This window comes from Blastomonas sp. RAC04, from assembly GCF_001713435.1.
Taxonomy (GTDB): Bacteria; Pseudomonadota; Alphaproteobacteria; order Sphingomonadales; family Sphingomonadaceae; genus Blastomonas; species Blastomonas fulva.
Genome location: NZ_CP016460.1, coordinates 3,594,630 through 3,608,703, shown reverse-complemented (window position 1 = coordinate 3,608,703; position 14,074 = coordinate 3,594,630). Strand labels below are relative to the sequence as shown.

General features: G+C 53.3%; 16 protein-coding genes. 11 read left to right on the top strand and 5 right to left on the bottom strand.

All coding sequences use genetic code 11. The features are described 5' to 3' along the window. Window positions 1–285: 285 nt before the first annotated feature. A complete protein-coding gene (locus tag BSY18_RS17760) occupies window positions 286–1,176 on the bottom strand; it encodes a hypothetical protein (RefSeq protein WP_083231547.1) in 891 nt (296 codons plus the stop codon). A 389-nt stretch (window positions 1,177–1,565) separates the two neighbouring features. Here BSY18_RS17760 and BSY18_RS17755 point away from each other — a divergent pair, with 389 nt between their 5' ends. Next, complete coding sequence (locus tag BSY18_RS17755) at window positions 1,566–2,597, top strand: PIN domain-containing protein (protein WP_069051373.1); 1,032 nt, start codon at window positions 1,566–1,568, stop codon at window positions 2,595–2,597. Window positions 2,598–2,749: 152 nt separating this feature from the next. Here the strand turns inward: BSY18_RS17755 and BSY18_RS17750 are convergent, their stop codons facing one another. Beyond that, on the bottom strand, window positions 2,750–4,225 hold the full coding sequence (locus BSY18_RS17750) for a hypothetical protein (RefSeq protein WP_171900272.1): 1,476 nt from the start codon (window positions 4,223–4,225) through the stop codon (window positions 2,750–2,752). Between BSY18_RS17750 and BSY18_RS17745 the strand changes: the two genes are divergently transcribed. The 3 genes from BSY18_RS17745 (at window position 4,197) to BSY18_RS17735 (ending at window position 7,152) form a co-directional block, all read left to right on the top strand. Next, complete coding sequence (locus tag BSY18_RS17745; protein WP_150126324.1) at window positions 4,197–5,702, top strand: hypothetical protein; 1,506 nt, start codon at window positions 4,197–4,199, stop codon at window positions 5,700–5,702. The two genes, BSY18_RS17750 and BSY18_RS17745, sit on opposite strands and share 29 nt — an antisense overlap. A 5-nt stretch (window positions 5,703–5,707) precedes the next feature. Next, window positions 5,708–6,427 carry a hypothetical protein gene (locus BSY18_RS17740; RefSeq protein WP_150126323.1) on the top strand — a complete coding sequence of 240 codons (720 nt, stop codon included), beginning with the start codon at window positions 5,708–5,710 and terminating at the stop codon, window positions 6,425–6,427. 404 nt (window positions 6,428–6,831) lie between these two features. Further along, a complete protein-coding gene (locus BSY18_RS17735; protein ID WP_069051369.1) occupies window positions 6,832–7,152 on the top strand; it encodes a hypothetical protein in 321 nt (106 codons plus the stop codon). Between the two features lie 110 nt (window positions 7,153–7,262). On the opposite strand, the gene BSY18_RS17730 is transcribed toward BSY18_RS17735, so the two are convergent. Further along, window positions 7,263–7,799 (bottom strand): recombinase family protein, encoded by a 537-nt coding sequence (locus tag BSY18_RS17730; RefSeq protein WP_069051368.1) that lies wholly within the window; start codon window positions 7,797–7,799, stop codon window positions 7,263–7,265. A 627-nt stretch (window positions 7,800–8,426) separates the two neighbouring features. Then, window positions 8,427–8,693, bottom strand: coding sequence for a DUF6626 family protein (locus BSY18_RS21670; protein ID WP_442856563.1), 267 nt, complete (start codon window positions 8,691–8,693; stop codon window positions 8,427–8,429). A gap of 122 nt (window positions 8,694–8,815) precedes the next feature. Here BSY18_RS21670 and BSY18_RS21085 point away from each other — a divergent pair, with 122 nt between their 5' ends. From BSY18_RS21085 to BSY18_RS20750, 6 genes are all read left to right on the top strand, one after another. Continuing rightward, entirely contained in the window at window positions 8,816–9,286 is a 471-nt protein-coding gene (locus BSY18_RS21085; RefSeq protein ID WP_150126322.1) for a hypothetical protein, read from the top strand. A 335-nt stretch (window positions 9,287–9,621) separates the two neighbouring features. Beyond that, window positions 9,622–10,080, top strand: coding sequence for a hypothetical protein (locus BSY18_RS17725; RefSeq protein ID WP_069051367.1), 459 nt, complete (start codon window positions 9,622–9,624; stop codon window positions 10,078–10,080). A 1-nt stretch (window position 10,081) separates the two neighbouring features. After that, entirely contained in the window at window positions 10,082–10,417 is a 336-nt protein-coding gene (locus BSY18_RS17720) for a DUF3768 domain-containing protein (RefSeq protein ID WP_069051366.1), read from the top strand. Beyond that, window positions 10,417–10,602: a hypothetical protein gene (locus tag BSY18_RS17715; RefSeq protein ID WP_069051365.1), complete on the top strand. Its 186-nt coding sequence runs from the start codon at window positions 10,417–10,419 to the stop codon at window positions 10,600–10,602. The genes BSY18_RS17720 and BSY18_RS17715 overlap by 1 nt, the downstream gene beginning before the upstream one ends. A gap of 151 nt (window positions 10,603–10,753) precedes the next feature. Beyond that, window positions 10,754–11,008 carry a hypothetical protein gene (locus tag BSY18_RS17710; protein WP_069051364.1) on the top strand — a complete coding sequence of 85 codons (255 nt, stop codon included), beginning with the start codon at window positions 10,754–10,756 and terminating at the stop codon, window positions 11,006–11,008. A gap of 85 nt (window positions 11,009–11,093) precedes the next feature. Further along, a complete protein-coding gene (locus BSY18_RS20750; RefSeq protein WP_083231545.1) occupies window positions 11,094–12,443 on the top strand; it encodes a site-specific DNA-methyltransferase in 1,350 nt (449 codons plus the stop codon). Here the strand turns inward: BSY18_RS20750 and BSY18_RS17700 are convergent. Next, the gene (locus tag BSY18_RS17700) at window positions 12,396–13,343 is read right to left on the bottom strand and encodes a hypothetical protein (protein ID WP_150126321.1); all 948 of its coding nucleotides are present in this window, start codon (window positions 13,341–13,343) and stop codon (window positions 12,396–12,398) included. The genes BSY18_RS20750 and BSY18_RS17700 overlap by 48 nt on opposite strands. A gap of 34 nt (window positions 13,344–13,377) precedes the next feature. Here BSY18_RS17700 and BSY18_RS17695 point away from each other — a divergent pair, with 34 nt between their 5' ends. Then, window positions 13,378–14,022, top strand: a complete 645-nt coding sequence (locus BSY18_RS17695; protein WP_171900271.1) for a DNA-3-methyladenine glycosylase family protein — start codon at window positions 13,378–13,380, stop codon at window positions 14,020–14,022. The last annotated feature ends 52 nt before the right edge of the window (window positions 14,023–14,074 follow it).

The window sequence follows — 14,074 nt, the reverse complement described above, 5'->3', positions numbered from 1 at the left end:
GCAACGCACGTATACTAAATTCAGCCAGCAACAAGTTGCAGATTTCAAGGGATAGGTCCCTTATCGCGTGAAGAAAGTGCCGGTCCGCTTCAGACCGAGACCCAGCCATTCACAGGGCCAAGATCGAACGTCTGGTTCCGCTAGGAGCCGTCATGCCGGTTTTCGGGATAGCGCGCATTATGCTTATGACTGCGGCTAAGTGCAAAGCGGACTGGCTGCTTCTGGAGGGGTTTCGAAGAAAGTTGAACATGTCTGTGGATGGTACCAGAGCCGCCCAATGGTCCGCTAGTAATCCCCATAGTCTCCAATCTCGCTCCGCAACGCTGCCTCCTGCGCTGCTCGAAGATCCTCCAGAGGCACCTGGATCGGCTTGAAATCGAGGCGATACATAGGCACCTGCCATTGATTATACAGGTATTGTAGCTGGCTCTGTTCGGCGTTTTGCGAAATCAAACCCGCCGCGTGCAGTCGTTCCAACATCTGCTGCGTCAGGCTGCGAGGAAGAGAGTAGCATTCGATCTCACCTATGAAATCGACCGCGCTCCAGACCTGAGAGACGATGTCCAGCCCCGCCCGGCTGAAGGCGCCTATGTCGCTCAGGGCCTTTGCCACATACCAGATTGAGGTACGTCGGCCCCCGAACCTCGCTGGCAGCCAGTCCGACGGCTCGCTCCACATTGGCTCGCCATCTTCATGGGTGATGATGTCGGCGTAGAGCCGGTTTTCACGAGCAAACAGTGTGGAGTTCGGCATGATAAATTCGCCGCCAAAGCCATCAATGTCATGCGAGCGTCGGCTGTTGTCGAGATATTCCTGGAGCTGCCCCACCGTCATCGGTTCCCAGCCCTGGGCCTCGGCATAGAGCAGACGCGGTAGATGGTCGTAGAACCACTTAAACATCTGTCCGACTAGCCCGCCTCGGAGCTTCGGAGGGCAACGCACGATGTCCACAAGGATCAGGATCTTCGACAACTCTTCAGTCGCCTGCCCTATGAGGATTGCTGCTGCCCTCGAATGATCGTCGAGTGCCTCAGCAGCAGCCATAAGTTCGTCAGCACTCTTTAGTAGGATCGGCAGCCCTTCAGCGATGATATCCAGTTGCCGCGCAGGCGTGAGCTGGGCGAGCACTCGGCCTCGCTTCATGCCGATGTCTTCCGATTTCAGTGCCTCAGCCATGTAGCGCCCCAGAAGGTTTTTGCGTGCCTCATTCTGCCGCTGCGCGACCTCGAGGCAGAGGCGATCTGAATGGCTGCTTTTAGGTTTCTATACAACGTGCTGGGATGACAGAAATGGGGTCGATTTCTGAATGGCAGGAATTTTCCAGGAGGAGTGCACAGCCGCCGTTCGATCGTGCAACGCCAACCGAACCGTTTGATGGATTATAGCCCAACAGCCTCGGGCCGGCGCGGCCTACATAATCTCTTGGGAAGGGATCGCTGGGAAGGCCGCGACCGATATTTTGCCCATCCTAGAAGCCTGCGTCGTAAGATTTTTTCGGCCAGCCCGAAATCCTGTTCTTCGCTCCAATTGTTGCGCCTACAATGACAGCCAGTTTGGGAGGCGTCATGCTGAGAATTCTGATCGATACATGCGTCTGGCTCGACATCGCCAAGGACTATCGTCACCTCAAAACACTGGACGTGCTCATCGACTTGATCAGCGATGGTGAGGTCGAACTAGTCGTGCCTCAACAGACGCTTGACGAATTCGAGCGGAACAAGGGGCGCATCGTCCAGGAGACCAGCCAAGGTATTAGCGCCGTCTTTAAGCGGGTCAGTGATGCCATTCGTGAACATGGTGGAGAGGAAGGCCGTGACACCTTACTCAAGCAGTTGGGCGACATGGATTATCGCATTGGCAAACAAGGCCAATATGCAAATTTCAACATCGATCGCATTGAGAAGCTGCTGACCGACGGGGCGATCGTTCAGACTTCGGACAACGTGATAATCAGGGCCGCGCAGCGCGCAATCGATAAACTCTGCCCGTTTCACAAAAACAAGAACAGCATGGCGGATGCGGTTTTGGTGGAAATCTACCGCGATATGCTGGCTGGTAGGGACGACGAAGAGCACCTCGCCTTCGTGACCCACAACAAGCACGACTTCTCGAACATGAAAGCCAATGAGCGAGCGCCGCATCCCGATATCGCCGAGCTATTTGCGACAGAGGGCTCCACATATGCTCTCGCTCTCGGGGAGGTGCTGAACGCTTACGCTCCCGCATGGATGGAAGAACTGAAGTGGGAGTTTGAGTTTGAGGAGAACCCACGCAGTTTGAGCGAGATATTGGAGGCAGAGCACCTACTTTTCCGTCAAGTCTGGTACAACCGCCATCTCAATCTCATGTTTCGCGTCGAGTGTGGCGAGATCGAGATCGTGGACGAGTTAGGCAAGACCGAGAAGGGCCATTACCGTCAGGACCAGATCACGCGTGGCACTTTGGAGGCAGCCTTGGCTGCCGGAGAGCGAACGAGGAATGAGGTTGGCGAAGAAAACCTTGGACCTTGGGACGATTTCGAGTGGGGAATGCTCAACGGCAAGCTGAGCGCATTGCGCTGGGTAACTGGTAGCGAATGGGACTTTCTCGATACCTAGGAGCGTGTCAGACTATTTATGCAATCGTCTCCCGTGCTGCCATCGTGACCAACTTGGGTACGACAAAGAGCAGGACGCCCGGGTCATCGCCGTCGATACATCTCACGCCGTTCGATTGTTGACGGCTATCACCACAGCCATTCTCCGGACCTTTAGTGCGTTAGAGCGTGCCGACACTCCCGGATCAGGTTATCGGGCTGATCCGATGTGAAAACCATGTTGATAATGTCGCGCACGATGCGCGCGCGCGGTGGAATTTTCAGTTCATCGCTAGGGTGGAAAAATGTCTGGTGAGCGAGCTTCATACCCTGGATCAATGCTTCGATATTGTGGTTTGCAATCAGGTCGAAACTAGCCGTGTCCCAAGGGTTCTTCTTGTTCGCATCGATGCAGATGTGGCCAACTGTGATCTGCTGCGAAACGGCAGTGTCGGCGGGATGAAAGCGAGGCCGATAGCCAAATTCAGGCTCTCTCGTGCGGGGCAGGGTCAAAACACCTGAACCGAGATAATCGGCTAAACCTTGCTGATTTCCGACAAGCGATGCGTCGCCGAGGCCGGTGCCGCCCATCGACCAACCTTTTGGGTCGAGGAACGCGCCGCCATAGACTTGGTAGTTGGCAGACATCAGCGCATGGCTGGCGCTGTCGAAACTGAATTGCAGGGCCGGATGGATATGACGGCGCACGGCGCGCTGTACAACCGTGTAGAGGCAGGCCAGATCGAGTTCGGACTTGCCAAGGATATGAACCCACCGGGCATTTTCCAACAGCCCATCGTCGCGTAGATCGATCAGTCTTTGCAGAAGCAAGCTGAAATCCTCGCGATGGCCAGCAGCAAAGGACCAGCCCTCAAACGCATAATGCTTCACATGCTCATACCATGCCTTGCTCTCCGCCTCGGTTCGTCCTTGGAGGACGTTGAGGAATTCAGTTGCGCCAGGTGTGCGCTCGACAACAAATTGTTGGTTGTTAAGCGATGTCTGGACGAGTGCCGCATTGAAGTCCTCCGCCTGTCTGTTGCTGGCCGCGCCGTGATCGATAAGGGGACCGTGGCCCTCTTTGCGGAGCCGCGCAGTATGCGTGGCGATTTGGCCGCTCTTGATGCCGCCAGTCGGAAAATCCAGCACCATCGAGAAATCGGTGTTGGCCTCCATCCATCGCATCATACGCCGGACAGTTTCAGGGCCCCGATACACTATTTTGCCGGTCTGAACCTGATAGCCTCCGCTATCCCCAACGACGATTGAGCGGCTCCGGTCGCGCATGCTCACCATCGTGGGCGGATCATTTTCATGGATAGATTTGGCAGCCTGACCGGCGCTGAAAAGCGCCCATGGATAATGGAAAAGATTGCTCTGGGGATCGAGGAAATTGAGATCCTGCGCGGCGAACGGCAGCGGTCGACGGAATGCGCCATTATGGGCGAACCGGGCATAGCCGAAACTGAGCGCGGGCAGATAAATGGCGCAATTTTCGAAGCTATTTTCGTAGGATAAGGTCATTGAAGCTCGCGTGCTGCGGCGCATGGTGAGCGCGCCGGTTACTTTCTCGAAATCTTTGGGGCCTAAAGATTTCCAAACCTTTAGCCTGGAGTTCAGCATGTCATCAGCCGCCGCCGCCATCAGCAACAGTGAGACGGTCGAACATTCGAACATCGAAAAATTCAGGCAGATAAAGTTGCTGGCCCACGATTTCGAAAGGCGCGATGTCAACGCGAAAGATGCGCTTTACGCTGCCCTAGCTGCTTTATTCGATTTCGTGACGGAGCTTGAAACCGAAGCTTATCGTCGTGAATTTGTCGAGGCGCAGGCTGGGAAATGGGGCAAGGTGGCTCGCGACAATCCGTTTCAGCCGTTCGTCAAACTGGCTTTCAGCGGTGAAGGGATCAGTGAAACCTCCCGTAGCCAATACGCTGCTGTTTTGCGCTATGCAGAATTCGCACGGGACAAGACCCTGTCATTGGGTGATTGGTTGCGTGCATCTGGCGGCATTGATGGGTTGTATAAAGACGCTGCCAACTTTTTCCCAAAGCCACATAAGCACGTTCAGCAGGCAAAGCTCGACGCGGCTGTGCAGGCGGTCAAAGCTCAACGCCTGAGCGAGCAATTCGACTTAGGCAGGGGCGACGCTCCAGAAGGTTTTGTGCATGCGCTTCTGCATGTTGACAACACAGGCAAGGCTCACATCGTTCAATACACCGAACGCGATCAGGCGAAGCTTGAGGACCTGTTCCAGAAACTCGCCAAGGTAGAAGCAAAAAAGGCGGTCGAGGCAGAAAAGCCGCTATTCGCCCTTTGCCGCGCGATCCGCCTGCTCACCACTATCGTTCCTGCTGGCAAATCAAATATCGATAGGCTCATCACCCTATCGCGGAAAGCCAACGAGTATGGTGGCAGTGCTGTGATGGTTCAGGCTATTTCGACCGCATATGAGGGCGCGCTTGGCGAAATCTTGCTGGGAGATATGATCGATTGGGTGCCAATCGATGGCATATTGGCATTTGGACAATCTGAGGCTGCCCGCTTTTGTGAGGCGTTCGCAATTAGCGGTAGTTGGAAGTTTGATGGCTCCGTCTTGGTCCATGATGAAGCGACAGTGGCAGATATCGATTTGCTAGACAGCCTACCTGCCGTTCCAAAAGGCAAATTTTATTTCCAGCGTAGGGCTGACTTTAGGCAGATTGCTCCTTTCATCGTAGAGTTTGACGGCGCAGTTGGATTTCTGGGGCAGTGTCGGCGCAATGCCAAGGGCAAGGCTTATCGCGGCGTCCTTACGCTTGATTGGACGGGGCAGCATCTCCGCTACCAACCATATGCGGCAGGCGGTGCCAGTCACGATATTTTCGGATTGAGCATCGATCCAAAGTTTGGTGATGATCGTCTGTTCGGTTGTGACATGCTCGTCGGCCTGTGTGATGTTGCTGATGAAATTCAATCCGACCTCACCGGCTGGCTGGTTAGCACACCTGAAGAAGACAATTGTGCCATGTTGATCGACCATATGGCAGGAAAGGATCGGATCAACATTGTGATGCCGCTCGTGAAAACGGCAAACGGACATACCACACAGACAAATGTGGCGTTGCCCATTCCCTCGAAAGTTTGATCACCATGAAGCATTCGCCTTCAACGAACGAATTGCCCCCTGGATGGGGCACATTCCTCACCGCGCTGAAAACCTTTGTCGATGATATGAGGCCAAAGATCGACGAAATATATGACTATAAAATTTTCACGCCCGATGATTTTGAATGGGGGGGCGGCACACAGGCTCAGAAAAATGTAGCCCTGCGAAAGCACTATAACCTCAAATGGCTTGCCGCTAGCGAACGGGGGTGCCTCGCCAGCAAGGAGGCTATTGCACGCCAATACATAGTCGATTTTGGCGGTATCAGGAAAAACTCGGGCGAGAAAATTAGCCACTACGCGAACGCTCCGGATGAGGAATTGGCCGACGGGAAACTTGCCGGTGTGGCGTCATGGTCAAAGGTATTGTCGATCCGCAATCCGGCGGCTTATGCGATCTACGACGCACGGGTAGCCTTTTCGCTCAATGCGCTACAGGTGCAAAGGCTTGGGCATGTAGGTGTATGGTTTCCGCTCCTGTCCACTCAGAACGCTACGCTAAAGCGTGTTCAGCGGCCATTTGCCAACATCAAGCCTAAGTTGGAACATCGAATAAAGTCCCGGGTTGCCTATCGCTGCTACATGGAAGCGTTGATCCACGCGGTCGGCAACGGCCTTCCCGATGATGGCGAGATGATCTTGTTTGCCGTGGCGCCCAAACTTGCTCGGGATTGGGAAAGCGCCAACACACCTGCAAAAGAATAATGATCAGCAACCTTGCAGAGTTTGCCCGATGAGCATGAGGATATGGCCGATCTAAGAATGCGGTAAACACTGGTCCTGCTTACGTTAATTTGACGCACAATAAAGGTGGCTCGGTTTGTCTTAACAGGCTCGCGGTTCGGATAAGTGGACTGCCGCTGGTTGATCATGCCGCTGCGAGTAGCGGCTGGTAGAAGTATACCTGATCGGGCATACGACCATATCCGCGATGTCTTTGAGCGCGCATTCAGCCGTGTCGAAGTGGCGGTCAGACCGGATAAAAGGCCCTTGAACTGCACAATCGGCAGAGTGCTTTCCATTGCTTGCCGCTTGAACTGTTCTCTAAAAGTCAAAAATATCATTGGTCATTAATGCAATGGTAAGGCGAGGTTGCATAGGGGTTGGGCATGCGTGACGATACCCTAGCCAATGAAGTCCTGTTCAAATGCGACCGAAGCCGCAAGCGCGAGTTGCGCCAGTTTCTCGACACAAAGATGAAGGGCGATTGGCTTATTAAGATGAAGTACGAGGACAGTATCGGTTTCCGGGAAGAACCATTCTTGCGGAAAGGCCGATACGAAAAATGGTATGACCGGGAACGCCAATTGGATATTTTCGGTTATTACTCTGAAGAAGTTCATCAGACAGCCATTGCGCAATTTGAGAATGGGGCTGATGCCATACTGTTTAAGCTGACTTGGGGCGGATCGGCTTTTCTTAAAGACTAAAGAAAAAATCTGGGCGGGCGCAGTGGCTTTCTAAGGTGGAGAAATATCTGTGCTGATCCACTATGGGATCGGTAACGGGTTGGGGTATGTACTCCCTGCAGATTGAAACCTCATCCAGCTAGCCGATAGACCGACGCCCTGTTGCACCCGAGTTCACGGGCTACCTCTACGGGCTTCTTCCCTTCATCGAGCAGCCGGCGCACCGCCACGGGATCTATCGTAGCCCTACGACCCTTATAGACGCCCTTACGCTTGGCCTGTTCGATGCCCTCTCGCTGACGCTCTGAGCGCAGTTTCGTCTCGAACTGCGCCACGGCACCCAGAACGCCAAGCATGAGTTCGCCGTGGATCGTAGTCGTGTCGATGCCGCCTTGCTCGACGCACCGGAAGCCGACGCACTTCTTCATCAACTGCTCGACCATGATGTGCAGATCGACGCTGGAGCGGGCAAAGCGGTCGAGCCGCGTTACTAGCAACACATCGCCCTCCCGGCAGAACTCCAGCGCCTGCACAAGTTGTGGACGGCGCATCGTTGTGCCTGACAGCTTCTCGCTGAACACCTTCTCGCATCCCGCCGCCTTCAATGCGTCAAGCTGGACATCGAGGCTCTGGTCCTCCGTGGATACGCGGGCATAACCGACAAGCATTGCAGTCTCCTCAGGTCTTAGACCACAGTGCGATTGTGTCGTACGAAGCAAAGAGCAAGCCTTATGCGACGCTCTGCGCTTTACCCTAGGGCGTCTTGCTACGGTAAACCCATAAGTGAATTTTATCACGGTAAAGCCACATAGGAATAATGACGCGGAACATCGCGCGGCTTTACAAAAATAATAGCGCAAGCAACCTCGCATTGAGGTCAACGTAAAGCAGGAACGCACATGACCAGAATAATCGTTATCGACCCATCCCTCCGCTATATTCACGAAACTCACCTACTGAGCGGGGTAGAGGAGACTTTCTAACCTTCATCTACCAGACGCTTTCGACGCCCAGCTCTCCGGTAAAATGGTTCCAGACAGTCCGATTTAAGCGAAAGGACGGAGAAATCGAGTTGCTGTGTATGGATGAAGAGGGCTTGCTAAAGCCCAATCTCAAGGGCTTTCAATGGGGCCACCGCCAGCCCATAGTCGGCAAAGTTTTCATTGTCGGATTTAACAACGATGGCTAAATGAAAGATACCGACTTATCGATTGAGGAAGTAGGCGAAAGAATTACTTTCTTAGCGTGAGCTCACGCCCAGCAAGAAATTTGGTCCCCAAAGTTTTTGCCGGGCGTCACAGGCAGCGCCTAAACGCTGCCGTGATAACCCGTCTAGCAAGTGTTGCCGCTTGATCGGCAATGCAGCCTGCTCCGGCCTCTTCAGAAATATCGGTCAATCGCAATGCCGCTCTGACCAATGAGCGTAAGCTGGGCTGGGCATCTGAACAGCGCAAGTAGTCGTAATATCTGGCGCTGTGACCGAGATACTCGGTCGAGAATATTGCGTGGTTGGGCGCTCTTCCTGTATTGTGAAGGAATAGAAAAACTTCATCGAGTAGCATACCAACCATCTCCATTGCGTGCGGGAACGCTCGTATTTATCCTCAGATCGATTGCTTCGGATAAATAGGAAAATACGAGGCCACTAACGAGAGAGCCGGGCAAACCGGACGATGGAGACAAAATGATTTATACGACAGATATTCCGCGTGGTGAATATCGAGATGCCCTCATCCGCTGGATAGGGGAATTTCAGCCATCCCTTTTCGTGACGTTTGTGTTCAACAGCCCAATTAGCATCCAATCATCACGAGACAGATTGGAAGAATTCCACCAGCGCATTGACCGGACCATCCTTGGCCCGAAATGGCTTCAGAAGACAGAAGCCCGTAGTCAGTATATTGCATTTATCGAAAAGCCGACAGAAAACCTACACATTCATGCGGTTTTCCATCTGCCCACGGGCGGTGACAACACGTTTGTTTTGAAGGCTCCAAAGATATGGGGGGAACTCGCAGCAGCGGGCAATCTTGATATTCAGCAAATCCCTTATGTCGAAGGCTTGGCTGACTACATAACCAAGGAAATTCGACCAGACACTAGCGAGCAGATCCTTTTACCGCGTCAGCGTTGCTCCGCATTTCAAGCTGCATAGGTGATCGCTCAAACCGTTTGCGACGCTACGGTCCCTGACGTTCACTGTTTGGATTTATGGCGGGCTTGGGAGACTAAGTCCGCAGTTAAAACTTATGGATAAACGAGACAAGCCAGAGAACGAAACAGACACAACAACCAGAGCTTCACAGACATATAGAACGACATAAATTTAATTCCGACAAGGGTAAATTACCGGCTAGATCGACCTAAACCGTCCTTATGGCGGGTGAATTATTTTCTACTAATTTTCTGGTGAAAGCCGCCAATCTTCGGTCGCTCTCACGAAAAACGACGTTATCGCTCGCCTTGTCCACAACAAGCCAAGGAGATGATATGTCGATCCTCAAGTCCCTCAAGCTGACCGCTGCCACCCCCACCAAGCCCGAGACCTCGGAGCATTCCTTCCGCACAAAGCTGCTGCGTTACCTCGCTGAACAGCAGGCCTTGGCGGAGGCGGAAATCGCAGGAACGCCATTTCAGGCAACCAAGAAGGTCACGCGCACCAACGAGGCCGGTGAAAAGGTCCGCGTCGAAACCGCGCGTCAGGTCCGGAAGGGCTGGTTCACCGATGCCTCTGGCAAGATGTTCTTTCAGCTGCGCTATGGCAGCAAGCCGCTGGAACTGGCGAAAGGAATGAACGCTGTGTCCGTGCAGGACATCAAGGAGGTGCCGGTGATCATCGGGTCGATCATCGAGGCGATCCACGCAGGTGAACTTGACCCGCAGCTAACGGCGGCCATCGCGGAGCGAAAGGCGAACTTCAAACCCCACGCCAAGAAGGCAGCGGCCTGACATGTCGGAGGTCCTGAGGCGGGCAGAAATTGCCCGCCTCAATGATCGATTGCGAACGGGCGGAGAGGGTGGCTCGATATTCATGTCCGCCGGTATCGCTGCACTGCCTGTTGATCTGCGGGATGCCATCATCAGGGCAGTACGCCAGTTTTCTAATTTCAATACGGATAATGACCCCCACGGCGAGCACGATTGCGCGGTGGTCGTGGTGCCTGGTTATCGGATTATCTGGAAGATCGACTACTACCCCAACGATGACGGCTGCGCTGATCTCGACCCCACCGATCCGGCGACGACCAGGCGGGTAATAACGATTATGCTCGCGGAGGAATATTGATGCGAAAATTTGAAGTCAGCGACATTGGGGATTTTCACTACCGCCAGCTCCAGATGCTCATCAAACTTGGCCTTGCTGAAGCCCATATCGTAGTTCGACGCTGCGAGGGCGCTTGGCCGCGGACCAGTGACGTCGCTGACCGACGTGCAGCAGGTGGCGTGCCCACGGGCGAGGCGATCAACTGATCGGTGCTTGTCGGATACCACCACGCATGATCTTGTGTTACCTCAAAATTCTTTGGTGTGGCAGATAGCAAGTCGGTGGCTTATGAATGTATCGGGTTGCGTTCCATCCGCACCTATTGTTCGATCCCTCATTTCCAACTGATCAGGCACCATGTATCTATCTGACGTTGATGCGGCCCGTGTCGAAAAGCTCGCGCAAACTGTGAGGCAGCTCGCACCCGGTTCATACAAGCTTTCAGAAATCTGCGGCGACGAGTGGCGCTCCATGCCTGATGCCAATTCTTTTTCGCGCAAATTCCGTAGGGTAGTCGAAGCCGGGATGATCCCAGAATTGGTGATCCATCCTGAAAAAGGGCCAAGCGACACCCTCGTCTATATCGTCAAGATTGACGAAATTTGTGGCTAGATTGACTTCCTTACGCCTTTACGTTCCCGCATCGTTCTCATACAACATCGAAAAATTTGGTTACCAAAAAAACGGAGAATAACGCGTGGCAACAGGCATTACGGGACGCGAGCAAAAAAGCCAGGACGCTATCACTGCGCACGTTCCGCATCGTGATCCCCACCCTCTTCCAAGCGGGCAGGCTGAGCCCTTTTTGGCATACGACAACCGCATTACTCAAGCTGAAGCGCTGCAAGCAATCCCAGTGGATTTTTCGGTACGCGAAGCTTCGGGATGGAGAGATACCACGCTTGCAGCAAACGCTTTTGCGCTCTGCGACAATCTTGCTGGATTGAGTGCCCTTGCTCAATCTGGCCAAAAAGCTCGTCTATTTTACCTCGATCCGCCCTACAATACGGGTATGGGTTTTCATTCGCGTAGTCTTCAGCATGCTTACAAAGATAATCGCTCAACAGCTGCGTATGTTGAGTTTATGCGTCGCCGTATCATTCTGATACGCGAATGCTTGGCAGATGACGGATCGATTTATATCCATATTGGCCATCAGATGCTGGCTCATCTGAAAGTGGTCATGGATGAGATTTTTGGTGCTAAAAATTTTAGGAATATCATTTCGCGACGGAAGTGCAGTTCAAAAAATTTCACATCAAATAGCTACTCAAATATCCACGACTATGTGTTATTCTATTCAAAGACCGATGATTACCTCTGGAACCAGCCTGGGCAGAAACCCACGGAGGAGTGGGTAAACAAAGAATACACAAAAGTCGATGCCAAGGGGCGCTATAAGCTGGTTCCTATTCATGCGCCGGGAACCAGAAATGGTGAAACAGGCCTGCCTTGGAACGGGAAGAACCCGCCACCCGGTAAGCACTGGCAGTACGCACCGTCGAAACTTGACGAGCTGGATCAACAGGGCTTAATTCATTGGAGTAAAACCGGAAATCCGCGTCGTAAGGTCTATTTGACCGATGACAAAATGGTGCCGTACACTGACCAGTGGGATTGCTTTCGTGACGCGCATCACCAAAGCATCGGAATTACCGGCTATCCAACAGAAAAGAACATAGACATGTTGCGCATGATCGTGGGTGCAAGCAGCGATCCGGGGGACCTCGTCGTTGATCCCTTTTGCGGGTCAGGGACCACACTTGCTGCCGCTGATGACCTTGGTCGTAAATTCATTGGTATGGACGAAAGCTTCACTGCCGCCAGCGCAACCTTGAACAGGCTCCGATTTGGCGTCAAGCCCATGGGGGATTACGTGGATAGGTCGGCGCTGAGCAGTGGAGGCACGCTCAGCCTTTTTTCTGACCTTCCCAGCCTATCCCCGCACCCCAGCAATTTGGAGCATGAGCGCAAATTTGCATTTTTGGTCGACAGCGAGCTACTCAGCAGCTTTCGCAAGGAGATTGATGACCTCGCTGACCTCTGAAAGGTCTGCATCTTTGTCTCCGATCAGCCAGTCGAGCGTAATACGCGTGGGGGCGAGCTTAAGGCTCGCTACCCGAACATTACCATCCCATTCGCCATCGATTTCACAAGCCTCCTGCCATGTGTCGCGGTGGGCTAAGCCAGGACCATCAGCAAGAAAAATCACCCGGAATGATCTTCCCGTCTCTGCACAATACTGCCGTGCTTTTTCGACCTTGTATCTGTTGCCACCAGTACGGTCATCAGATTGCGCACCGCCTCGCGTTGCATCGTACCGAGCAAATCCGACCGCTAAGACTTTTGGCTTTTTGCCGACGGTCCGGATCACGAAGTCACAGGGATAGCCGCCAACAAAATCAGTGAAAATGCTGCTGAGTTCAACGTCACGACCCGCCCGACGGGGTCCTTCGATAGTGAGCACGTCCGGAAATTGCGTTTCAAACCAATCAAAGAACTGCTCTGTCAACGCATAGCCCGACTGCCCGCGCGTGTCATATTCGCCGACCAGCGCGGCAAGGGTCTCAAAATCCCCCGGTCGCAAGGCCGCAAATTGCTCCTGTAATTTCTCAATCGGCTTAAACGTTGCGCCGTAGCTGTTGACCAATTCCTCCGTCGTAACTTTCGTGATCTTTTTGCTCATTTCAGTGTCGATGACCGGGGCCACGCACCGCCTAAACATTTTCAGCAGAGACATGCGGGTATCTTTTTGTATTTTGGATGACCGGATGCGGTCCAGTAGCTCTGCGCTACTAGCGGAGGATTTTATGAGATCGTGGAAAAGGGCGATGTCGCCTTCGTAGCGGCTATAGCTCTGCTTCAATATCTCGGGGAAGCGGATCGCGCTATCAATGGGTGTGATGATCGAGCTGGGGACCTCAATCGAACTGAGAAATTTTGTCATTGCTACGCGCGCTCTCTTTTGTGATGTCTCGGTGATGTCCAACCCCTCGCCAGCTGTGTCAAGGAACAACAATCTAAAGGCTGCTTATCGCCACCTTCGCGATGTTTATCCGACACTGAACTGGCTTTTCGACGCCACTGGTGAAATTGCTCTTCCTGATCCCACGCCATTGCCCGTATCAACCTCGCTGGTGAAGATCGTGGTGGGTCAAATGCTTTCGGTAGCAGCGGCCAGGACGATCTGGGAACGACTTATAACCACAGCCACCGAGATCGGCGTTGGTGTGCATGATTTGCCGTTTGACGAATTGCGTGCCGCCGGATTGAGTGCGCGTAAAGCAAAGACTATTGAGCTGATCGCGCAAATCGTTGGCGATGACGTGCATTATCTCGAAACGTGGCGGTCACTGAGCTACACGCAGCTGCATGCGTCGGTTCGATCTATCTGGGGCCTTGGAGATTGGTCAGCCGCGATGCTCGGGATATTTCAGTTTGGGCACCCGGATGTTTTTCCACTCTCTGATGGCAGCCTTTTACGGGCGTTGCGTTTAGTCGAAATGAAATTCTACGATAATGGAGCGTTTCAACCTTGCGCTGCCGCGCCCTACCGCAGCTATCTCGCCCTAACGCTCTGGAACGCATTAGACGCTCGATTGCTCAGCAATGATGAGCTGACCTGACTTCTTGCGCATAGTTTGGCCAGAAAAATCAATGCATGCTGTGCTTCATTCC

Bases quoted from the DNA above. Each gene is read 5' to 3' on its own strand.
- BSY18_RS17760 (WP_083231547.1), bottom strand. From the start codon at position 1,176: ATGGCTGAGGCACTGAAATCGGAAGACATCGGCATGAAGCGAGGCCGA.
- BSY18_RS17695 (WP_171900271.1), top strand. From the start codon at position 13,378: ATGTCCAACCCCTCGCCAGCTGTGTCAAGGAACAACAATCTAAAGGCT.
- BSY18_RS17700 (WP_150126321.1), bottom strand. From the start codon at position 13,343: ATGACAAAATTTCTCAGTTCGATTGAGGTCCCCAGCTCGATCATCACA.
- BSY18_RS17725 (WP_069051367.1), top strand. From the start codon at position 9,622: ATGTCGATCCTCAAGTCCCTCAAGCTGACCGCTGCCACCCCCACCAAG.
- BSY18_RS17745 (WP_150126324.1), top strand. From the start codon at position 4,197: ATGTCATCAGCCGCCGCCGCCATCAGCAACAGTGAGACGGTCGAACAT.
- BSY18_RS17755 (WP_069051373.1), top strand. From the start codon at position 1,566: ATGCTGAGAATTCTGATCGATACATGCGTCTGGCTCGACATCGCCAAG.
- BSY18_RS21670 (WP_442856563.1), bottom strand. From the start codon at position 8,693: ATGCTACTCGATGAAGTTTTTCTATTCCTTCACAATACAGGAAGAGCG.
- BSY18_RS17735 (WP_069051369.1), top strand. From the start codon at position 6,832: ATGCGTGACGATACCCTAGCCAATGAAGTCCTGTTCAAATGCGACCGA.
- BSY18_RS17710 (WP_069051364.1), top strand. From the start codon at position 10,754: ATGTATCTATCTGACGTTGATGCGGCCCGTGTCGAAAAGCTCGCGCAA.
- BSY18_RS17720 (WP_069051366.1), top strand. From the start codon at position 10,082: ATGTCGGAGGTCCTGAGGCGGGCAGAAATTGCCCGCCTCAATGATCGA.
- BSY18_RS17730 (WP_069051368.1), bottom strand. From the start codon at position 7,799: ATGCTTGTCGGTTATGCCCGCGTATCCACGGAGGACCAGAGCCTCGAT.
- BSY18_RS21085 (WP_150126322.1), top strand. From the start codon at position 8,816: ATGATTTATACGACAGATATTCCGCGTGGTGAATATCGAGATGCCCTC.
- BSY18_RS17715 (WP_069051365.1), top strand. From the start codon at position 10,417: ATGCGAAAATTTGAAGTCAGCGACATTGGGGATTTTCACTACCGCCAG.
- BSY18_RS17740 (WP_150126323.1), top strand. From the start codon at position 5,708: ATGAAGCATTCGCCTTCAACGAACGAATTGCCCCCTGGATGGGGCACA.